This is a genomic window from Streptomyces shaanxiensis (genome assembly GCF_039537145.1).
Taxonomy (GTDB): Bacteria; Actinomycetota; Actinomycetes; order Streptomycetales; family Streptomycetaceae; genus Streptomyces; species Streptomyces shaanxiensis.
The window spans coordinates 187,560-206,786 of the sequence record NZ_BAAAZY010000001.1; the positions used below are offsets into that span (position 1 = coordinate 187,560).

Below are 19,227 nucleotides of genomic sequence, written 5' to 3' on the forward strand. Positions count from 1 at the left end.
TACTGGGTTCGAACCAGTGACCTCTTCGGTGTGAACGAAGCGCTCTCCCACTGAGCTAATCGCCCGGACGCAGGAAGAACATTACCCCATGTCAGGGGGTGCGTGTGACCAGTGCGGACCCCGCCCGGCCGACACCCGCACCCCCCTCGCGGATCACTGGTCCTTGATCTTCCAGGGCATGACGATGCCGAACTTCCACACGTAGATGCCGACGAGCACGCCCACGATCACGAGGCCGATCGTCGTCAGGATGATGTTGCGGCGGCGCACCTTCGGGTCGAGGGCCTTCTGGGCCGCCTCGGTGACCTTGCGCTTGGTCCAGCGCAGCACCAGCTGGGCCCAGACGAACTCGGTCGCCCAGATCGCCATGCCGCCGAAGATCACGACCCAGCCGGGCCCGGGCAGCGGCAGCATGATGATGCCGGCGACGACGACCGCCAGGCCGATGACGAAGACGCCCACCTGCCAGCTCAGGTGCAGCGCACGGCGCGCCTTGATGAACTCCGGCGCTCTTGAGCCGAGCCCCTGCTCGCTGTCGCCCTTCACACCATCCACTTCGATCTTGTCGGCAGCCACGGCGACTTCGCCCGGCCCGTTACTCCCCGTATTCATACGGCCAAACCCTACCGGACCGAAACCAGTCACCGGAATGGTCGTACCTCGCGAACGGGTTCTCGGCCGGAAGAGTTACGTAAACACACGCAAAACACTCAGAGGGGTTTACAACGGCACCGTAGGTGGCATGTCGATTTCGCCGACGTGCGAATCCCCGAGCGCACACTGAGCGAAAGGCCCTGGCGCTTATGAACACCACGGTCAGCTGCGAGCTGCACCTGCGCCTCGTTGTGTCGAGCGAGTCATCCCTGCCTGTCCCCGCAGGCCTGCGGTACGACACGGCCGACCCCTACGCCGTGCACGCCACCTTCCACACCGGAGCCGAGGAGACCGTCGAGTGGGTGTTCGCCCGCGACCTCCTCGCGGAGGGCCTGCACCGGCCCACCGGAACCGGCGACGTCCGCGTCTGGCCGTCGCGCAGCCATGGCCAGGGCGTCGTGTGCATCGCCCTGAGCTCTCCGGAGGGCGAGGCGCTGCTCGAGGCCCCGGCACGGGCTCTGGAGTCCTTCCTGAAGCGAACGGATGCCGCTGTGCCTCCCGGCACGGAGCATCGGCATTTCGATCTCGATCAGGAGCTCTCGCACATCCTGGCGGAAAGCTAGGGGCGAGGCTCCCGCAAGCCGCCCGGCGCCGTCGACTCGGGGAGACGGCGCGGGCCAAGACAACCGCATACGGCACGCACCAGCGCCGTCTCCGCATCGCCGGAGGCGGCGCTGGTGTGCGCGTGGGCGGGGGCCGGGGCGAGGCCGAGTCGGCGGGAACCGTCGGCGTCCCCACGGCGTTGTAATCGACGTCACAGCAATGGCAGGGCCGGTGGGATCCCGGCGGATGCCACTACCATCGGCCAGCATCGGCGGGCGCCCGCCCGACCCCAGGCCAGGGAGCGAAACGTGCTGATCACCCATGACACCCGGTGTGCGCTCGATGCCGTGGTGGATCTGGTGAACACCGCGCCGGATGGCGACGGGACACCGGACGGGCTGCCTGACGTCGCAGCTCTCGAGGATTTCGTACAAAAGCACGAAATCAGCGATGTAGGGGTCCTCTCGGAGTTCGATCTGTCGGCGGTACGCAAGGTGCGCGGGCGGTTCGCCGCGATCTTCGCGGAGCCGGATGCCCGGCGCGCGTCCGCGCTGATCAACGAGCTGGTGGCTGCCGCAGGCACCACCCCCCGCCTCACGGACCATGACGGCTACGACTGGCATGTGCACTACTTCGCCCCCGGCGCCTCGGTCGCCGACCACCTGGCGGCCGACTGCGGCATGGCGCTGGCGTTCTTCGTGGTGGCCGGGGAGCAGGAGCGGCTGCGGCGCTGTGAGGCCCCGGACTGCCGGCATGCCTTCGTGGATCTGTCCCGCAACCGTTCGCGGCGGTACTGCGACAGCCGCACCTGCGGAAACCGTCTGCATGTGGCCGCCTACCGGGCGCGCCGCAAGGAAGCGGCCGGCTGAGCGGCGATCGTCCGCCGGCCGACAGGGCATCTTCGTCGACGCGGACCCCGGCGGGTGGCGCCGGGGGCCGCGGGTACGGCTCAGAGCAGCAGCAGATCGTGCAGCGCAGCCATGAGCAGCAGACACCCGATCACCGCAAGGAAGATCATCAGCGGTGGCTGGGAAAGGGCGAAGAGGCACCCGCGAGGCTCGTCCTGAGGGGGCGCGGCCTCGCTTTGAGTCGTGTCCAGCATCTCGCGGCGATGATGACGCAGTTCCCCCGCATCGCGCGATCAACACGCCCGGAATGAGCGGGAGTTCGCCGAATTCCGCGATGTCCGGTTCGAGTCTTGATCGCTTACGGGCGGGCGGCGACCCACTGTGTCGTTTCAGTCCCGCCTGCGGGGGTCATATGCCGTGCTTCTTCAGGATGGCCTCGATGTCGCTGAAGTCGTCGCCGGCAGCGGCCCGGGGTGCGGTCGCGGGTCGGCTCGCCTGACGGGCGCCCGGGCCCAGCGAGGGCGCCGAGGCCTGCGGCGCAACCGCCTCGCGCTGCCCGGCGGCGCGGGCCTCCTTGCGCTCCTTGCGGGTGCCGCCGCGTCGGCGCTCCACCGCGCGTGTGCTCGCGAACAGCAGCCAGGAGGCACCGAGAACCCCGAAGCCCGCCCAGGCGGTCGGGCTGAAGGCGGTGTCCGCCAGCCAGTCGACGACACCGGTCATCACCAGGCCGAGGGGCACCAGCGAGTACGCAGCCATCCGCGCGGCCGCGAGGAACCGCTTGCGGTACGCCGTGATCGCCGCGATGCCCAGGCCGGCCGCGGCGACGGCGGAACAGACGGTCTCGGCAATCATCCGGTCCTCCAGGCAGGCTGCATCGAGGTGAGGGCACTTCGTCCCTTCCATCCTGCACCGTGGCAACCCTGCCCGGCCATGCCTGGGCCGGACATCAGGGACATCTCCGGGTCGTCTCCTCCGCAGGTGCCGGACGGAGTCGCACGTCCCGGGGCCGGCCGGGACCCGAGCCGGCCGGGACCGAGGCACCCGGTCGGATTCGGTCGTCCGCCCCGGGGCTGGGAGACTGGGGCCATGAGCGACTCCTCCCCCGCCCGTCCCGCCGCCCCCGTCCTCGACGTCTGGTGCGAGCTGCAGTGCTCCGACTGCCGCACCGCCCTGGACGACCTCCGTGCCCTGCGCGCCCGTTACGGCGACCGGCTGGAGCTGCGGCTGCGGCACTTCCCGCTGGAGAAGCACAAGCACGCCTTCGCCGCGGCACAGGCCGCCGAGGAGGCGTTGGAGCAGGGGCAGGGCTGGGCGTACGTCGAGGCCGTGCTGGGCCGGGTCGAGGAGCTGGACCGTAGGGGAGAACCCTTCCTGGTCGAGGTGGCCGGGGAACTCGGCCTGGACGCCGGGGAGTTCGACACCGCGCTGATCGACGGCCGGCACATCCTGATCGTCGACGCCGACCAGGCCGAGGGCAAGGCGATCGGCGTGACCGGCACCCCGACGTATGTCATCGGCGGCGAGCGCCTCGACGGCGGCAAGAGCCAGGAGGGGCTGCGCGAGCGGATCGAGGAGATCGCCGACCGGCTGCTGGCCGACGGTGCCTGAGCCTCAGAGCAGTCGCTTGTGAAGGTTGTAGTGGGTGGTCGCGTAGCCGAGCGACTCGTAGAGCCGCTCGGCCGGCGCGTTGCCCGCGAAGACGTGCAGGGCGATACGGTCCTTCCCGCCGGCGACCGCCTGGGCCTCGGCGAGCAGCATGAGCGCCCGGCCGTGGCCCCGGCCGCGGTACCGGGCGTCGGCCTCGACATCGAGCACGTAGGCCGTCTCGGGCCACAGCCCGAGCCAGAGCGTGCCGACCGGCGTCTCCTCGTGCTCCAACACGCTGATCAGCGTGTTCTCCGTGGCCAGGCCGTCCGGCAGGAACTTGGCGTTCCCCTGGTCCGCCCTGGTGTAGGCCTCGTCGGCGGACACGCCCCGTTCGATCAGGTCGCGGGCGAAACCCTCGCGCGCGTGCGCCAGCCAGGGACCGTACTCGGCCTCGGTCATGGGGCGTGCCGTGGTGCCGGCGGGCAGCTCGGGCGGGGACGGGTCCAGCGGCTTGGACATGTTCCGGCTGCGCAGGACGTACCCGAGCGCCGTGGCGAGCCGCAGCGCGGTCTCGGCGTCGCCGGGCACGCGCGCGTCGATGCTCTTGCAGCCCCAGCTCCGTGCGATCTCCTCGGCGGCTAGCACCGCCACCGTGCCGCGCCCTCGCCTGCGGTCCGGCTCCTCGATGTGCAGGTCGGTGACACAGGCCACGGACAGGCCGGCAGGGCCGGTGGAGAGGCGGATCCCGCCCACTGGACGGCTGTTCACGCACACCTGATAGCGGCGTGACTGCGTCCCGTCGGCGTTGCGCTGAAGCGGCTCGGTCGGCCGCAGGGTCGTGGTCATCAGGGGTGTTCTACCCACCGCGCCGCCCCACGGCAGCCCAATTTCCCCGCCCTCACGGATCCAGGTCGTCCCCGGACCGCTCGGCGAAGATCCGCATGGCCTTGGCGGTCACCGGGCCCAGCGTGCCCGGCAGTTCGCGGTCGTCGACGCGGTGCACGGCCTGGACGTCCCGCAGGGTGGAGGTGAGGAAGACCTCATCGGCCCGCTCCAGCACGTCCAGCGGCAGGTCGGTCTCCTTGGCGCCGGTCCACTCGACCGTCAACGCGCGCGTGATGCCCGCGAGACAGCCTGAGGCGATCGGCGGGGTGTGGATCTCGCCGTCCAGGACGACGAAGACGTTCGACCCGGTGCCTTCACAGAGCTGCCCGACGGTGTTGCCGAACAGGGCCTCGGTGGCGCCGTGTTGGTGGGCGCGGGCCAGGGCGACGACGTTCTCGGCGTACGAGGTGGTCTTCAGGCCGGTGAGCGCACCGCGCTCGTTGCGGGTCCAGGGGACCGTGATCACGGCCGTGGAATCGGGTCGACGGGCGGTCTCGCCGAGGGCGACGACGAGCGTCGGGCCGTGCTCGCCGCGGTCGGAGCCGAGGGGACCGTGGCCGCCGGTGTAGGTGATGCGCAGCCGGCCGAGCGGCATCGGGTTGGCCGCCAGGACGGCGGCGCAGGCGCGGCGGACCTCGTCGTGGTCCGGCTCGGGCAGGCCGAGACCGCGCGCCGAGCGCGTCAGCCGGTCGAGGTGCCGGGTCAGCGCGAACGGACGGCCGTCCACCGCCTTCACCGTCTCGAAGATGCCGTCGCCCACGGTCAGCCCGTGGTCGAAGACGGACACACGGGCGGACTCGATGTCCTGCAGCCCGCCGTCGAGCCAAAGCTTCACTGGTCTCCTCGCAAGTCCGCACCGGAGGCGTCGAGCCGACCGGAGCCCTGGAGGGTGTCCTCCGGCCCCGCAAAGCTCGCGCGCACTCCCTCTCCACTCACCGCGTACGCCCCCGACGCTACCGCGAGCAGCCGGGCCGCCTTCAGCTCGGTCTCCCGCCACTCCCCCTCGGGGTCCGACCCCCAGGTGATCCCCGCCCCGGTCCCGAACCGCAGCACACCGTCCGCCCGGTCGTTCCAGAAGGTACGTATCCCCACGGCCAGCTCGCCGACGCCCCGGTCGGCGTCGACCCAGCCGATGCCGCCGCAGTACGGCCCGCGGGGCGCCGTCTCCAGCGCGTCGATGATCCGCAGGGCACTCGACTTGGGCGCACCGGTGACCGAGCCGGGCGGGAAGGCGGCGTCGAGCAGCTCGGGCCAGCCGGCGCCCTCGCGCAGCTCGCCGCGGACGGTGGACACGAGATGGACGAGCCCAGGATGCTTCTCGACGGCACACAGGTCGGGGACGGTCACGGTCCCGGTGGCGCACACGCGGCCGATGTCGTTGCGCACCAGGTCCACGATCATCACGTTCTCGGCGTAGTCCTTCTCCAGCAGGTCCGCCTCGGTGCGCCCGGTGCCCTTGATCGGCCCGGACTCGACGACACGCCCGTCGCGCCGCAGGAAGAGTTCGGGAGACGCGGTGGCTATCTCGACCCCGTGCTCCGGCAGCCGGATCGTTCCTGCGTACGGCGCCGGATTGCCACGGGCCAACAGGGCGGTGAGGGAGTCCACATCGGCGTCCGGACCGATCGGCGCGGTCAGCACCCGGCACAGATTCGCCTGATAGACCTCGCCCGCCGCGATGTGCTCGCGGATGCGCCGTACGCCCGCCGTGTACGCGGCGCGGTCGAGCGAGGACGTCCAGTCACCGGTCGCCGGCCCCCGCCACTCCCCCGGCACCGGGGATGGCACGGGCTCCTCGCGTACGTCCCGGAAGCGGGCGCAGGTCAGTCCGCCCTCGAAGTCGGCGCAGACTGCCCAGAAACCACTGGAGTCCAGGGCCGCGGGGTCGCTGGTGACATCGAGGAGGCCGGTGGCGACGCGGGCGCCGAAGCGGGCGAGGGGAGCGAGGTCGAGCACGCAGTCGAGTCTATGGCCGGTGTCCTGCGGGTGACCTGGCCATGTCCCTTCGGGGAGCGTTCCCGGGTCCCTGAGCAGGTGCAGCGCAGCACGCTGCACAAACGCGTTTTTGTACTGGCCCCGGAATCCGCTAGAGTTCAACACGTCGCCGGGCCGCGGGAGCGGAACGAAACGACAAGCGGACGTAGCTCAGTTGGTAGAGCGCAACCTTGCCAAGGTTGAGGTCGCGAGTTCGAGCCTCGTCGTCCGCTCGAAGGAACATAGGGGATCTTCCCGAACCCCTACACTCCTGGTGGAGTGGCCGAGAGGCGAGGCAACGGCCTGCAAAGCCGTCTACACGGGTTCAAATCCCGTCTCCACCTCCAAGGACGATTAGCTCAGCGGGAGAGCGCTTCCCTGACACGGAAGAGGTCACTGGTTCAATCCCAGTATCGTCCACTGGATCTTCGGATCCCCCGCGCGATTAGCTCAGCGGGAGAGCGCTTCCCTGACACGGAAGAGGTCACTGGTTCAATCCCAGTATCGCGCACGCAGTAGCCCGTGATCTTCGGATCGATCGTCGATCACGGTCCCGAGGACGATTAGCTCAGCGGGAGAGCGCTTCCCTGACACGGAAGAGGTCACTGGTTCAATCCCAGTATCGTCCACACACCGAAGCCCCCGGTCCTGTGACCGGGGGCTTCTTCGTAGTACGGCTCAGCTGGAGAACAGCATGTGGCCGAAGCTCTTGTGCCGCTTGTGGCCGTAGTGACCGCCGTGGCCGTGGTGCCCGCCGTGCGGAGCGCCCCACGCCGGGGCCTGCGGGGCGGCCGGGTAGGCCTGCGGCGCGGCCGGGGGCGGCGGGGCCGGCTGGGACCACTGGGACTCCAGGCGGGTCAGGGACTCCAGCTCGCCGTAGTCGAGGAAGATCCCGCGGCAGCCGCTGCACTGCTCAATCTGAACGCCGTTGCGGTTGTAGGTGTGCATCGGCGCATGACACTTCGGACACTGCATGGTCGGCTCAACTCCTCGCCGGTCGGTCCTGCTTCGCGTATCGCCAGGACAGACTCTGTCCGGCTGCGGTCGGTTGCACCCTACTTTGCGTGTCCGTGGGTCAACTCAGGGGGGACGGACGCCATTCGGTCACAGGCGTCGACGAGGCACTGCTCGACCTCGTCGAGGAATCGGCCCTCTGCCAGGGCTTTCGTGATCGCCCGGGCGGCGGTCTGCACGGTCAGGGCACGGGCCGGGACGTCCAGTGCGGGCCAGGGGTCGCCCTCGGCGGGGACGGCTGGGCCGCCGGCGGCGCGGTAGGCGGTCAGGAACCGGGTCCATTCCTCGGGGGACAGCAGCCCGCACGCGTACCAGGCGGCGGGCCGCCCCATGTCCCAGGCCGGCACGCCTACGCCGAGGTCGTCGACGTCGATGAGCAGCCAAGGGCCGTCCGGGGCCGGGTGACGGACGAGTTGGCCGAGGTGGAGGTCGCCGTGGCAGAGGGTGGTGCTGTCGGGCTGGGGGGCCTCGGCGCGGGCCCAGGCGGGGAGGGTGTCCCAGGCGCGGAGGACGGATGGGGTGGCGGTGCTCGGTTCTGTGGCGGCGGTCCGTTCTGCGGCGGTGCTCGGTTCTGCGGCGGCAGCCCGTTCTGCGGCGGCAGCCCGTTCTGCGGCGGCAGCCCGTTCTACGGCGGCGACTGCGCGGAGGCGGGATATCGCCCGGGCGGCTTTCGCTGGGCCGCGCATGGAAGGCAGCGGAGCGGGTGCGGGTGCGCGATGGAGGCGGGCGAGCAGGGTGGCGGCTGCTTCCCAGGGGGCCGCGTCGGGGTCTGCCGGGTCCACCGGGGTGCCGTACGGCCAGAAGGTCACGAGTCTGCCGTGCAGGTCGACGGGCGTGGGGGTGAGCGGGGGCAGGAGGAGGTCGGGGAGGTGGGTGGCGGCGGTGAGGCGGGGGGTCAGCTCGGTGAGGGTGAGGTCCGGGGCGTGGGCCTTGGCGACCGTGTCGGCGTGGCGGACGACGGTGGCGTCGGGGCGGTCGGCGAGCGTGACGGGTGCTCCGCAGGGACAGGTGGTTGCGCGTGAGTGGGCGGCGGCCTCGGCCTGTGCGGTGAGGGCGGGGAGGAGGGGGTTGGGGGTCACTGGGGTCCCTTGGGTGCGGATGCTTTGGGGGGAGGGTACGTGGGGGGGGCGGCAGAGGTGTGGTCGTGCGGGTCGTGCAGGCCGGCGGCGCGGCATGTCTGGCGCTTTTTCTCGCCCCCGCCGCCCCTACCCGTCCCGTCCTCCAGGGGCTCTGCCCCTTCGACCCCGGAACGTTTCTGGGGGCTGCCGCCCCCAGACCCCCGCTTCGGCCCCGAAAGGGCCTCGTCCTCAAACGCCGGACGGGCTGCATACCGCTGACCGGCGTCGAAAGGGTGCGGCCCTCTGCGGGTGGGTGGGGGCTCGGGATGGTGAGGCCTCGTCCTCAAACGCCGGGCGGGCTGACATGCCCTGGCCGGCGTCGAAAGGGTGCGGCCCTCTGCGGGTGGGTGGGGGCTCGGGATGGTGAGGCCTCGTCCTCGAACTCCGGGCGGGCTGACATGGCCTGGGCCGGCGTCGAAAAAGTGCGGCCCCCGCGGGTGGGTGGGGGCTCGGGACGGAGTCCCCCCGCGTGGGTGGGGGATCGGGACCGCGTCCCTCTCGGGTGGGTGGGATTCGGGGCGGTATGGGTCTCCTCCTCGAGCGCCGGACCGGCTGAAAGGCCTGGGCGGCGTCGAGAGGTGGTGGTCTGCCGCGAGCACCCCCGGCCAAAGCGCCGGGGGCATCAGGCCCGCGCGCAAAAGCAATGCCGGCGCAGCTCCCCAGCTGCGCCGGCATTTGTGCCGTCCGCCGCACCCCCGTCCCCACGGGGTTTCATGGGTGGATGTCCCCGCCCGGACCGCTCTTCCGGGCCTGGGGTCGCCGCTCAGCGCCCCAGCATCACGCCCACGGACGACGCCTGTGTGGCCACTGCCTCCCAGCCGTCGAAGACGACCAGGAGCAGGACCGCCAGGGGAAGGGCCATGAGCGTCGCCACCAGGGGGTGGCGGCGGCCCTGACGGCGGGGGCGCAGCATCGTGCGCTCCTGCATGCGGAGCAGTGTCCGCGGTGCCGTCTGGGCCATGGTCCCTCTCCTGACCTGTGTCAGTTGTCGTTGGCAGCGGCGGGTGTCTGACCTCGGGGGACGAGTGCTGCACCCGCCGCTTGACCTCAAATCTAGGCGTCCGACCACCCCCGGCACGTCATGCCCTCGTACCGATTGCCGGGCCTCCCGGAGGATGAGCCATGACGTGCGGAGTACTCCCCTGGGTGGAGACGAGGTCCTAGGTCTCGGGGTCTTCCCGGAGGGGATGTCCGGCGTGCCCTGCTTTCTCCGGGCCTCGCTCCGGGCCTTACGCCGGGTCCTTCTCCGAGCTGTCCTCGCGCGGCACCGGCTGTTCGACCAGCGCAAGGACCCGGTTCGCCATGAAGCGGGCCGTACGCACGACCGACCCGTTCCTGGTGACTTCGCTCACTTCCACGACACCTCGGCGCACCGCCGTCTCCACCCGGCGGCCGGCCCTGCTCGCCACCACCTCGTACGTGCGCGTCGTGTCCCCTGCGTCCACGACTATCTCCACGCGATCACCCTTCACGGGCTCAATCCCCCTTCTGCGACGGCTGGTTGGGAGCTCGGCAGGGCGTAAGTCGCCCTGTTCAACCGCCCCCTGACCACCTTTCAAGTCTCCCACCCACCACTGACAATCCATCGCCCCGAGAGGGCGCGGCCTCTGCGCACGGCGGCCCGCGGAAACGTAAGCTGTGGCTCGTCAGACGGACCGGGCAGCGGGGATGAACATGGCGATGATGCGCCTGAGGCGCGAGGACCCGCGCGTCGTCGGCTCGTTCAGGCTTCACAGACGGCTCGGCGCGGGTGGCATGGGCGTCGTCTACCTGGGCTCCGACAAGAAGGGGCAGCGGGTCGCGCTGAAGGTGATCCGGCCCGACCTGGCGGAGGATCAGGAGTTCCGCTCGCGGTTCGCGCGTGAGGTCTCGGCGGCACGGCGGATTCGCGGCGGCTGCACGGCCCGGCTCGTGGCCGCCGACCTCGAGGCCGAGCGCCCCTGGTTCGCCACGCAGTACGTGCCCGGCCCCTCCCTGCACGACAAGGTCGCCGACGCGGGCGGGCTCGGCGCGGCCGAGGTCGCCGCCATCGGTGCCGCCCTGTCCGAGGGACTGGTCGCCGTGCACGAGGCCGGGGTCGTCCACCGGGATCTCAAGCCCTCCAACATCCTGCTGTCCCCCAAGGGCCCCCGGATCATCGACTTCGGCATCGCCTGGGCGACGGGCGCCTCGACGCTCACCCACGTCGGCACCGCGGTCGGCTCGCCCGGCTTCCTCGCCCCGGAGCAGGTGCGCGGCGCCGCCGTCACCCCGGCCACCGACGTCTTCTCCCTCGGCGCCACCCTGGCGTACGCCTCGATGGCCGACTCGCCCTTCGGGCACGGCAGTTCCGAGGTGATGCTGTACCGCGTCGTGCACGAGGAGCCGCAGCTGCACGGCGTACCCGACGCCCTGGCGCCACTCGTTCGGGCGTGTCTGGCGAAGGACCCGGAGGAGCGGCCCAGCACGCTCCAGCTGTCGCTGCGACTCAAGGAGATCGCCGCCCGGGAGGCACAGGGCTTCTCCGACGTACGCCCGCCCGCGCCCCGTTCCGCCGAGGGGGACCGTCCGACCGGGCGGCTCGCCGACACCTACTCGGAGCAGCAGCGCGCCCAGCGGCGCACCCAGGGCGCTCCCCCGCCGCGCGGCACCGGCCTGCCGCGCGGCAACGGCGTCCCGCGGGTGCCCGGCCCCGCGCGGGACGCGGGCGCGTCGAGGGGTGGCAGCGCCCCGCACAGCGGTACGGCGTCGTCCCGGTCCGGGGCCCGGCCGGTGCCCTCCGCACGGAACGCCCCGCGCTCCGGCAACGGCACCCGGCCCGCCCAGCGCAGCGGCACCGGCCGTCCGGCGCCGCGGAACACGGGGACGGGGCGGCGGCCCGCCAACCCGCAGCTGCTGCGGCAGCGGCTGTTCGTGTTCGTCGTGGTGACGCTGCTCGTGGCGCTCGGCATCGCCGCCGCGCAGGGCTGCCAGGGCCCGCAGCGGGGGCTCGGCGACGACGGGGACGTCGTACGGCAGCGGCAGGAGAACATGGATCCTGACTACCGGCCGTTGGACGGAGACCAGATGTCCGAGCGGTACGAGACGACGTTCGACATCTCCGATTAGCCGTGCCTCGCGGGCGTCACAGGCCGGGCAGGATCCGTTCGAAGAACTCCCGGTCGCCGTGGAAGACCGGGTCCAGGGCCAGGAACTCCTCCGATGTGACCCAGCGGGCCTCGCCGACCTCGTCCGGGTCCGGGACCACGTCGCCGGTGTCGGCCCGTGCCGTCCACCAGTGGAGCCGGAAGCGGCCGTCGTCGGTCTCGGACTCCCAGACCTTCGCCAGGGGTACGACGGTGAGGCCGACCTCCTCGCGGACCTCCCGGAGGACGGCCTCCCGCTGGCTCTCCCCCGGCTCGACCTTGCCGCTGATGGGCTGCCAGTAGCCGGGGCGCGCGACGGCGGGGCCGCGGCGGATGGCGAGGAGGCGGTCGCCGCGGAGCAGGACCGCGACGACCGCCTCGCGCCGCGCCATCGCCGAGGGCCCTAGACCTGCGGGCGGCCCGTGGCCACCGCGTAGAAGGCGACCGCGGCCGCCGCGCCGACGTTGAGGGAGTCGACGCCGTGGGCCATGGGGATGCGGACCCATTCGTCGGCGGCGACGAGGGCCTGCGTGGACAGGCCGTCGCCCTCGGCGCCGAGCATGAGGGCGACCCGTTCCATCCTGTGCGGGGCGGCCTCGTCGAGGGTCTTGGCCTTCTCGTCCGGGGTGAGGGCGAGCAGCGTGAAGCCGGCCTCGCGTACCGACTCCAGGCCCTTGGGCCAGGTGTCCAGGCGGGCGTACGGCACCGAGAAGACCGCGCCCATGGAGACCTTGACGCTGCGGCGGTAGAGGGGGTCGGCGCAGTCCGGTGAGAGCAGGACCGCGTCCATGCCGAGGGCGGCGGCCGAGCGGAATATGGCGCCGATGTTGGTGTGGTCGTTGACCGACTCCATGACCACCACCCGGCGGGCGCTCTGGAGGAGTTCGGTGGCGGTCGGGAGCGGCTTGCGCTGCATGGAGGCGAGCGCGCCGCGGTGTACGTGGTAGCCGGTGACCTGTTCGGCGAGCTCCGGGCTGACCGCGTAGACCGGGGCGGGGAGCTCGTCGATGACGTCGCGCATGACGTCGACCCACTTGGCCGAGAGCAGCATCGACCGCATCTCGTAGCCGGCTTCCTTGGCCCGTCTGATGACCTTCTCGCCCTCGGCGATGAAGAGGCCCTCGGCCGGCTCGCGCTTGCGGCGCAGTTCGACGTCGGTCAGGCCCGTGTAGTCGGAGAGGCGCGGGTCGTCGGGGTCATCGACGGTGATGAGATCGGCCACAGGGTGATACTGCCTTGTCCTGGGTGCGGTGCCAACGGCTTGGCACGGTTGGGTTACCCGCGGTTACGAGAAAGGGCTGGCGGGAAAGGGTCACGCGGAGGGGTTCGGTCCTACGGTCACGACCTCGCCGATGACGATGACCGCCGGAGGCTTCACCTCGTGGGCGAGCACCGCTTCGGCGGCCGTGGCGAGGGTCGCGTCGACCCTGCGCTGGGCGGCCGTCGTGCCCTCCTGGACCAGGGCGACCGGCGTGTCCGGGGACTTGCCGTGCGCCACGAGGGTCTCCGCGATCTTGCCGATCTTGTCGACGCCCATGAGGATCACGAGGGTTCCGGTCAGCTTGGCGAGGGACGGCCAGTCGACGAGGGAGCGCTCGTCGTCGGGGGCCACGTGCCCGCTGACCACGGTGAACTCGTGGGCGACACCACGATGGGTGACCGGGATGCCGGCCGCGCCCGGCACCGAGATCGAGCTGGAGATGCCGGGAACGACGGTGCAGGGGATGCCGGCCTCCGCGAGTGCCTGGAGTTCCTCCATGCCGCGGCCGAAGACATACGGGTCCCCGCCCTTCAGCCGTACGACCGACTTGCCTTGCTTGGCGTGCTCGATCAGGGCGTTGTTGATGGCCTCCTGGGCCATGAAACGGCCGTACGGGATCTTCGCCGCGTCGATCACCTCGACGTGCGGCGGGAGTTCGGCGAGCAGGTCGCGGGGGCCGAGTCGGTCGGCGATGACCACGTCGGCCTCGGCGAGCAGGCGGCGGCCGCGCACCGTGATCAGGTCGGGGTCGCCGGGGCCGCCGCCGACCAGGGCGACGCCGGGAATGCGGGTGCGGTGGTGGGGAGCCACGAGGGTGCCGTCGCGCAGGCCCTCGACGACCGCGTCGCGGATGGCGGCGGTGTGGCGGGGGTCGCGGCCGCGTGCGTCGGTGGTGAGGACGGCGATGGTGACGCCCTCGCTGTGGCCCGTCGCCGGGGTCCAGGCGGTGGCGGCGTCGGCGTCGTCGGAGCGGACGCACCAGACGCGGTGGCGCTCCGCTTCGGCCGAGGCCCGGGTGTTCGCTTCCTTGTCGCCGGTGGCGATGAGGGCGTACCAGGCGTCGGCGAGGTCGCCTTCCTCGTAGGGGCGCTTGTGCCAGGTGAGTTCACCCGCGTCCGCCATCGCCTCGACCGAAGGGGTCGCTTCGGGGGATACGAGGACGGTGTCGGCGCCGGCCGCGATGAGGGCGGGGAGGCGGCGCTGGGCGACCTGACCGCCGCCGAGGACGACGACCTTGCGGCCGGTGAGGCGGAGGCCTACCGGGTAGGCGGGGTTTTCGGCCATGAGGTGCGGCTCCTCTTTACGGCGGTGCGGTGGCCCTGACGTGCGGATTTTACGGGGCGGGCGGGGAAGGCGGCGCAGGTGTCCGGTGGCTGAGCGTCGTTACCGGTGCGGGTGCGTGGGTCCCCAACCGCGGTGCGCATCGACGAGGGACCCGGCGCTGTTGTACCGGGTCCCCCTCCCGCACTGCGGCGACCGCTACTTCTCAGTTACCCCCGCCGAATCGAACGTGGCCACCTCGTGCATCGCCCTGGCCGTGCTCTGCACCAACGGCAGGGCCAGCAGTGCACCCGTGCCCTCGCCCAGGCGGAGGTCGAGGTCGACCAGGGGGCGCAGGCCCAGCTTGTTGAGGGCTGCCACGTGGCCGGGCTCGGCGCTGCGGTGGCCCGCGATGCAGGCGGCCAGGACCTCGGGGGCGATCGCGCGGGCGACCAGGGCCGCGGCGCCGGCGCTGACGCCGTCCAGGATCACCGGGGTGCGCAGGGAGGCGCCGCCGAGCAGGAGGCCGACCAGGGCGGCGTGTTCGAAGCCGCCGATCGCCGCCAGGACGCCGATGGGGTCGGCGGGGTCGGGCTGGTGGAGCTCGATGGCGCGGCGGACGACCTCGGTCTTGCGGGCGAGGGTCTCGTCGTTGATGCCGGTGCCACGGCCGGTCACCTCGGCCGCGTCGGTGTCCGTGAAGACGGAGATCAGGGCCGCCGACGCGGTCGTGTTGGCGATGCCCATCTCACCCGTGAGCAGGGCCTTGTTGCCGGCCGCCACCAGGTCGCGGGCGGTCTCGATACCGACCTCGATGGCCTGCTTGGCCTCCTCGCGGGTCATCGCGGGGCCGGTGGTCATGTCGGAGGTGCCCGCGCGGACCTTGCGGGGCAGGAGACCCGGGGTCGCCGGGAGGTCCGCGGCCACGCCGACGTCCACGACACAGACCTCGGCGCCCACCTGGCCGGCGAACGCGTTGCAGACCGCGCCGCCGCCGAGGAAGTTGGCGACCATCTGGGCCGTCACCTCCTGCGGCCAGGGGGTGACGCCCTGGGCGTGCACACCGTGGTCACCGGCGAAGATCGCGACGGCCGCGGGCTCCGGGATGGGCGGCGGGCACTGGCGGGACAGGCCGGACAGCTGGGCGGAGATGATCTCCAGCATGCCGAGCGCGCCGGCCGGCTTGGTCATGCGCTTCTGCCGTTCCCAGGCCTCGCCGAGCGCCTTGGCGTCCAGCGGGCGGATCTGGGCGACGGTCTCGGCGAGCAGGTCGTGCGGCTCCTCGCCGGGCAGGGCGCGACGGCCGTACGTCTCCTCGTGCACGACCCACGACAGCGGGCGGCGCTTGGACCAGCCGGCCTGCATCAGCTCGGGCTCGTCCGGGAACTCGTCGACGTACCCGACACAGAGGTAGGCGATGACCTCCAGGTGCTCGGGCAGGCCGAGGGCGCGGACCATCTCACGCTCGTCGAAGAAGCTGACCCAGCCGACGCCGAGGCCCTCGGCGCGCGCGGCGAGCCAGAGGTTCTCGACGGCGAGCGCGGCGGAGTACGGCGCCATCTGCGGCTGGGTGTGGCGGCCGAGGGTGTGTCGGCCGCCGCGGGTCGGGTCGGCGGTGACGACGATGTTCACCGGGGTGTCGAGGATGGCCTCGATCTTCAGTTCCTTGAACTGCTTGGCCCGGCCCTTGGGGAGGGACTTGGCGTACGCCTCGCGCTGGCGCTGGGCCAGTTCGTGCATCGTGCGCCGGGTCTCGGCGGAACGGATGACCACGAAGTCCCAGGGCTGCGAGTGGCCCACGGAGGGCGCGGTGTGGGCGGCCTCCAGGACGCGCAGCAGGACCTCGTGCGGGATCGGGTCGCTGCGGAAGCCGTTACGGATGTCGCGGCGCTCGCGCATGACCTTGAGTACGGCCTCGCGCTCGGCGTCGTCGTAGGCGGGCGCGGCGGGGCCGGTGGACTGACGTACTTCTTCCACTGCGGCCGTGCTCTCTTCCTGAGGGTCTTCCTGGTCGGCGGCCCGGGTGTCCAGGTCCTCCGCGTGCTGTACGAGGTCGGGGTCGCCCCCACGGGGTGCGGGGACCGTGGCGACGACCGCCGCTGCCTCCTCCACGGGGAGGACGATCGGCTGCGGCGGGGTCGGCGCGAGGTGCGGGGTGGTCGGCACCGAGCCGTCCACGGGGACGAACTGGCCCAGAGGCTGGTCGGGCGCGGGTTCCAAGGAGGTGCCGGAGGGGAGGACGGTCGTGGCGTCGCTGTCGGCACCGAACTCCGCGGGCCCGACGGGCTGTTGGGCCGGACCCTGAGGGTCGTGGGACGCCTGCACGGAGTGGGCCGCGGGCTGGAGCTGCGGTCCGGCGGGCTGCGCGACGAACGGCTCGGGGGCCTCGGCCGGTGCGACGTCCGTCGGGGACGGCTGCGGACCGGGCGCGTCCGGGGTCGCCGACGGCTGGGTGGCGGAATCCGGGGCGACGGAGTCGGGGGTCGTGGTCGAGGCGGCGGCCGCGGCGAGAGGCTGGAGGGCCTCGGCCGACTCGGTGGGGATGTCCGAGGTCTGCTCGGCGGCGGGCATCCCGGCTGCCGGGTCCACGAAGTCGGCGTCCGCTTCGGGGGCGGCCACGGCCTGTGCGGCGGCGGCCGCGTCGGCCTCCGCCGGTGTGCCGTCCTGGGCCGGCTGCGGGACCTGCGCGAGGTTCGGGTCCGCCGCGGGTTCCGCGACCGGGGTGGAGGCCTCGGTCTGCTGCTGGAGGGCCTGCTCGGCGTCCGCAGGGTGGAGGGTCGGATCGGGGGTTACGGCCGCGGAGGCGACGTGGGTGGGCTGTGGCGCCTGGCCGACCTGCTCGGCGTCCGCGGGCCGGGGAGCCGGCGCCGTTTCGGCTGCCGTCGGGTCGGGGACGGCTGCGGGGGTCGGCTGGACCTGGGCCGGGTCGCCACCCTCGGCTGCGACCTGGGCGACCTCGACCGCCGGGACGGCCTCAGGGGCCGGGGCCTGCTCGAGAGCGGGCCCTTCGCTGCCCTGGGCGAGAGTCTCGGGCACGGCGGCAGCAACCTGGTCGGCCTCGGCGGAGGGAGCCCCGGGGGTCTGCTCGGCATCGACGACGGGCGTCTCGGAAACCTGCACGGCATCGACGCCGGGCGTCTCGGAAACCTGCACGGCATCGACGCCGGGTGTCCCGGGCACCTGCACGGCATCGGCACCGGAGGTCTCAGGCACCTGCACGGCTTCAGGGGCGGGTGCTGCGAGGGCCTGCTCGCCTTCGGCAGCGGGCGCCGCGAGCACCTGCTCTGCTTCAGCGTTGGGCGCTGCGAGAACCTGCTCGTTTTCAGCGGCGGGCGCTACGACGACCTGGTCAGCTTCAGCGGCGGGCACTGCAAGGGGCTGCTCGACTGCAGCGGGAGGCGCTGCGACGACCTGCTGGTCTTCAGCAGCGGGCGCCGCGACCACCTGCGCAGTCTCAGGCGCGGCCGCCTCGGCGACGTCCACCGCCTCGGCCGCAGCAGTCTCACCCTGCGGCGCGGCCTCGGGCACGGCCCCGCCGGGAACCTCCGCGGCCTCGGCTTCGGGGGCCTGGGCTCCGGCATCGACGGTCTGCGCGCCCTCGCCCGCGGTGCCCTCGGCAACCGGCACGCCCTCAGCGCCCGGCGCGCTGCCCGGAATCTGCTCGGGCTCGACGCGCTGCCCGTCCTCGGGCGCGTCGCCAACTCCCGGGCCCTGTACGGCATCCGGCTCGACCCCGCTCACCGGGACCTCCCCGCCGCCGGCGTCGGACAAAGTCACCTCGACCGAACCGGTACCGGAATCGGCGTCGGCCACAGCTGCCGCGTCATCCCCGGCCCCGGCCGGAGCGGCGGCCCCGACGGTCGGGGCATCCGCGGTCCCCGCCGACTGAGCGACGTCCTGGCCATGCGCGGCCTCGGCACCCGGAACCCGCGCTTCGACGCCCGGCTCGCCGGCACTCGCGACCGGCCCGGTTCCCGGAACATGACCGCCGTCCGCGCCCGGCTCCACACCAACGACCGATTCCGCCTCAACGCCCGGCACGCCATCACCGGCCGACGGCACCTGACCGCCGTGCATGTCGTCCTGCGGCACGGCCGCACCCACCGCGGCGCCTTGCGGGACTTCCGAAACGGCGGCCTGCGTCGCATCCGGCAGCGCGTCCGAAGCGGCAGCCTGCGCAGCCTCCGCGCCCACGGCCTCCGTGGCCACCCGCGCCACCACCGCCTGCGCCGCGCCCACCGGCTGCCCGGCCGGGACAACCGTTTCGGCAGCCGCCGCCTCGACACTCACCGGCCCGGGGGCCGGCGCGCCCCAGGGGGCGGCCGTCTGTGGGGCCGACGCCTCGCGGTGCTGCGGGAGGTCGAGGTACTCGGGACCGGTCGCGCCGGGGTGGCGTGCGGGTACGCCCACGGCGCCGCGGTCCGCCAGGGAGCGGACCGGGCTGGCGGAGGCGTCGGGGATGGGCGGACCGAGGTGGAGGGGACGCCGGGGTGTGATGGGCGGGATCGGCGTCGACGGGGCCGTCGGGTTCGGCAGGCGGACCCCGCTGAGGTCGACCGAGCCGCTGTCGCGGCCGGACATCTCGTGCGGGCCCGGCTCGTGGACGGCCTCGAGGACCGGCTCCGGCGCGGGCGGGGCGACCTCGTTGCCCCAGGCGCCCTGGGAACCGGGCAGCAGCAGGTCTTCGTCCTCGGCGGTGGTCTCGGAGAGGTAGGTGTACGCACCGTGCCCCGCGGGGGCGCCCGGCTGCTCCACCATGCCTGCGCTCTCCGGCAGTCCCTCGCCCGGGACCTGGCCGGTGTCGGTCATGCGTACCCCTCGCCCATCGGTTAGTGCTTCTACGACCAGCTCACCCGGGAACGGCGCACCGACCGCCCCCGCAGTGAAGAACGAGCGTGCGTGCCCAGCGGCACGAACGACCCGCCCAAAAAAGGCGACAAAGCCATTGAGAGGCATTGTCCTGGCCATTCGGCCGTCGC

Annotated in this window: 18 protein-coding genes and 5 tRNA genes; 9 read left to right on the forward strand and 14 right to left on the reverse strand. The window is 72.5% G+C overall.

Going from position 1 to position 19,227, the window contains the following annotated elements:
- Positions 1-153 precede the first annotated feature (153 nt).
- Complete coding sequence (locus ABD932_RS00815) at positions 154-612, reverse strand: TIGR02611 family protein (protein WP_345008023.1); 459 nt, start codon at positions 610-612, stop codon at positions 154-156.
- A gap of 191 nt (positions 613-803) precedes the next feature.
- Between ABD932_RS00815 and ABD932_RS00820 the strand changes: the two genes are divergently transcribed.
- Together ABD932_RS00820 and ABD932_RS00825 are read left to right on the forward strand one after the other, a co-directional pair.
- A complete protein-coding gene (locus ABD932_RS00820; protein WP_004002642.1) occupies positions 804-1,217 on the forward strand; it encodes an SsgA family sporulation/cell division regulator in 414 nt (137 codons plus the stop codon).
- A gap of 288 nt (positions 1,218-1,505) precedes the next feature.
- Complete coding sequence (locus tag ABD932_RS00825) at positions 1,506-2,066, forward strand: CGNR zinc finger domain-containing protein (protein WP_345008025.1); 561 nt, start codon at positions 1,506-1,508, stop codon at positions 2,064-2,066.
- 80 nt (positions 2,067-2,146) lie between these two features.
- Here the strand turns inward: ABD932_RS00825 and ABD932_RS00830 are convergent, their stop codons facing one another.
- Positions 2,147-2,299: a hypothetical protein gene (locus ABD932_RS00830; RefSeq protein WP_004002639.1), complete on the reverse strand. Its 153-nt coding sequence runs from the start codon at positions 2,297-2,299 to the stop codon at positions 2,147-2,149.
- 154 nt (positions 2,300-2,453) lie between these two features.
- Positions 2,454-2,897: a hypothetical protein gene (locus tag ABD932_RS00835; protein ID WP_345008028.1), complete on the reverse strand. Its 444-nt coding sequence runs from the start codon at positions 2,895-2,897 to the stop codon at positions 2,454-2,456.
- Between the two features lie 234 nt (positions 2,898-3,131).
- Here ABD932_RS00835 and ABD932_RS00840 point away from each other — a divergent pair, with 234 nt between their 5' ends.
- Entirely contained in the window at positions 3,132-3,653 is a 522-nt protein-coding gene (locus ABD932_RS00840) for a DsbA family protein (RefSeq protein WP_345008030.1), read from the forward strand.
- 3 nt (positions 3,654-3,656) lie between these two features.
- Here ABD932_RS00840 and ABD932_RS00845 read toward each other — a convergent pair whose 3' ends face one another.
- Genes ABD932_RS00845 through ABD932_RS00855 form a run of 3 tightly spaced genes read right to left on the reverse strand, consistent with a single transcriptional unit; the run spans position 3,657 to position 6,473 of the window.
- Positions 3,657-4,478 (reverse strand): GNAT family N-acetyltransferase, encoded by an 822-nt coding sequence (locus ABD932_RS00845; RefSeq protein ID WP_345008032.1) that lies wholly within the window; start codon positions 4,476-4,478, stop codon positions 3,657-3,659.
- A gap of 52 nt (positions 4,479-4,530) precedes the next feature.
- The gene (locus tag ABD932_RS00850; RefSeq protein WP_345008034.1) at positions 4,531-5,352 is read right to left on the reverse strand and encodes an aminotransferase class IV; all 822 of its coding nucleotides are present in this window, start codon (positions 5,350-5,352) and stop codon (positions 4,531-4,533) included.
- On the reverse strand, positions 5,349-6,473 hold the full coding sequence (locus tag ABD932_RS00855; RefSeq protein ID WP_345008035.1) for a chorismate-binding protein: 1,125 nt from the start codon (positions 6,471-6,473) through the stop codon (positions 5,349-5,351). Before ABD932_RS00855 ends, ABD932_RS00850 begins: the two co-directional genes overlap by 4 nt.
- Before the next feature lie 178 nt (positions 6,474-6,651).
- On the opposite strand from ABD932_RS00855, the gene ABD932_RS00860 reads away from it, so the two are divergent.
- The 5 genes from ABD932_RS00860 to ABD932_RS00880 all read left to right on the forward strand — a co-directional run bounded on the left by ABD932_RS00860 (position 6,652) and on the right by ABD932_RS00880 (position 7,120).
- Positions 6,652-6,724 (forward strand) — tRNA-Gly (locus tag ABD932_RS00860).
- A gap of 40 nt (positions 6,725-6,764) precedes the next feature.
- A tRNA-Cys gene (locus tag ABD932_RS00865) sits at positions 6,765-6,838 on the forward strand.
- A 1-nt stretch (position 6,839) separates the two neighbouring features.
- Positions 6,840-6,911 (forward strand) — tRNA-Val (locus ABD932_RS00870).
- 19 nt (positions 6,912-6,930) lie between these two features.
- Positions 6,931-7,002: transfer RNA gene (locus ABD932_RS00875), tRNA-Val, on the forward strand.
- 46 nt (positions 7,003-7,048) lie between these two features.
- Positions 7,049-7,120, forward strand: a tRNA-Val gene (locus ABD932_RS00880).
- Between the two features lie 49 nt (positions 7,121-7,169).
- Here ABD932_RS00880 and ABD932_RS00885 read toward each other — a convergent pair.
- The 4 genes from ABD932_RS00885 to ABD932_RS00900 all read right to left on the reverse strand — a co-directional run bounded on the left by ABD932_RS00885 (position 7,170) and on the right by ABD932_RS00900 (position 10,095).
- A complete protein-coding gene (locus tag ABD932_RS00885) occupies positions 7,170-7,466 on the reverse strand; it encodes a TFIIB-type zinc ribbon-containing protein (protein ID WP_345008037.1) in 297 nt (98 codons plus the stop codon).
- Positions 7,467-7,546: 80 nt separating this feature from the next.
- Positions 7,547-8,584: a phosphotransferase gene (locus ABD932_RS00890; protein ID WP_345008039.1), complete on the reverse strand. Its 1,038-nt coding sequence runs from the start codon at positions 8,582-8,584 to the stop codon at positions 7,547-7,549.
- An 802-nt stretch (positions 8,585-9,386) separates the two neighbouring features.
- Positions 9,387-9,584, reverse strand: coding sequence for a hypothetical protein (locus ABD932_RS00895; RefSeq protein WP_126390224.1), 198 nt, complete (start codon positions 9,582-9,584; stop codon positions 9,387-9,389).
- A gap of 268 nt (positions 9,585-9,852) precedes the next feature.
- The gene (locus tag ABD932_RS00900; protein WP_126390226.1) at positions 9,853-10,095 is read right to left on the reverse strand and encodes a hypothetical protein; all 243 of its coding nucleotides are present in this window, start codon (positions 10,093-10,095) and stop codon (positions 9,853-9,855) included.
- Positions 10,096-10,291: 196 nt separating this feature from the next.
- Here ABD932_RS00900 and ABD932_RS00905 point away from each other — a divergent pair, with 196 nt between their 5' ends.
- Positions 10,292-11,710, forward strand: coding sequence for a protein kinase domain-containing protein (locus tag ABD932_RS00905; RefSeq protein ID WP_345008329.1), 1,419 nt, complete (start codon positions 10,292-10,294; stop codon positions 11,708-11,710).
- A 16-nt stretch (positions 11,711-11,726) separates the two neighbouring features.
- Here ABD932_RS00905 and ABD932_RS00910 read toward each other — a convergent pair whose 3' ends face one another.
- The 4 genes from ABD932_RS00910 to cobT all read right to left on the reverse strand — a co-directional run bounded on the left by ABD932_RS00910 (position 11,727) and on the right by cobT (position 19,057).
- On the reverse strand, positions 11,727-12,119 hold the full coding sequence (locus ABD932_RS00910; protein ID WP_345008043.1) for an NUDIX domain-containing protein: 393 nt from the start codon (positions 12,117-12,119) through the stop codon (positions 11,727-11,729).
- A gap of 11 nt (positions 12,120-12,130) precedes the next feature.
- Positions 12,131-12,949, reverse strand: coding sequence for a TrmH family RNA methyltransferase (locus ABD932_RS00915; RefSeq protein ID WP_345008045.1), 819 nt, complete (start codon positions 12,947-12,949; stop codon positions 12,131-12,133).
- 90 nt (positions 12,950-13,039) lie between these two features.
- The gene (gene cobA / locus ABD932_RS00920) at positions 13,040-14,272 is read right to left on the reverse strand and encodes a uroporphyrinogen-III C-methyltransferase (protein WP_345008047.1); all 1,233 of its coding nucleotides are present in this window, start codon (positions 14,270-14,272) and stop codon (positions 13,040-13,042) included.
- Between the two features lie 195 nt (positions 14,273-14,467).
- Positions 14,468-19,057: a nicotinate-nucleotide--dimethylbenzimidazole phosphoribosyltransferase gene (cobT, locus tag ABD932_RS00925; protein ID WP_345008049.1), complete on the reverse strand. Its 4,590-nt coding sequence runs from the start codon at positions 19,055-19,057 to the stop codon at positions 14,468-14,470.
- Positions 19,058-19,227: the final 170 nt, after the last annotated feature.

Excerpts from the sequence above, each read along its gene's own strand:
- ABD932_RS00815 (WP_345008023.1), bottom strand. The coding sequence starts at position 612 with ATGAATACGGGGAGTAACGGGCCGGGCGAAGTCGCCGTGGCTGCCGAC.
- ABD932_RS00820 (WP_004002642.1), top strand. The coding sequence starts at position 804 with ATGAACACCACGGTCAGCTGCGAGCTGCACCTGCGCCTCGTTGTGTCG.
- ABD932_RS00830 (WP_004002639.1), bottom strand. The coding sequence starts at position 2,299 with ATGCTGGACACGACTCAAAGCGAGGCCGCGCCCCCTCAGGACGAGCCT.
- ABD932_RS00835 (WP_345008028.1), bottom strand. The coding sequence starts at position 2,897 with ATGATTGCCGAGACCGTCTGTTCCGCCGTCGCCGCGGCCGGCCTGGGC.
- ABD932_RS00840 (WP_345008030.1), top strand. The coding sequence starts at position 3,132 with ATGAGCGACTCCTCCCCCGCCCGTCCCGCCGCCCCCGTCCTCGACGTC.
- ABD932_RS00845 (WP_345008032.1), bottom strand. The coding sequence starts at position 4,478 with ATGACCACGACCCTGCGGCCGACCGAGCCGCTTCAGCGCAACGCCGAC.
- ABD932_RS00885 (WP_345008037.1), bottom strand. The coding sequence starts at position 7,466 with ATGCAGTGTCCGAAGTGTCATGCGCCGATGCACACCTACAACCGCAAC.
- ABD932_RS00895 (WP_126390224.1), bottom strand. The coding sequence starts at position 9,584 with ATGGCCCAGACGGCACCGCGGACACTGCTCCGCATGCAGGAGCGCACG.
- ABD932_RS00905 (WP_345008329.1), top strand. The coding sequence starts at position 10,292 with ATGAACATGGCGATGATGCGCCTGAGGCGCGAGGACCCGCGCGTCGTC.
- ABD932_RS00910 (WP_345008043.1), bottom strand. The coding sequence starts at position 12,119 with ATGGCGCGGCGCGAGGCGGTCGTCGCGGTCCTGCTCCGCGGCGACCGC.
- cobA (WP_345008047.1), bottom strand. The coding sequence starts at position 14,272 with ATGGCCGAAAACCCCGCCTACCCGGTAGGCCTCCGCCTCACCGGCCGC.
- cobT (WP_345008049.1), bottom strand. The coding sequence starts at position 19,057 with ATGACCGACACCGGCCAGGTCCCGGGCGAGGGACTGCCGGAGAGCGCA.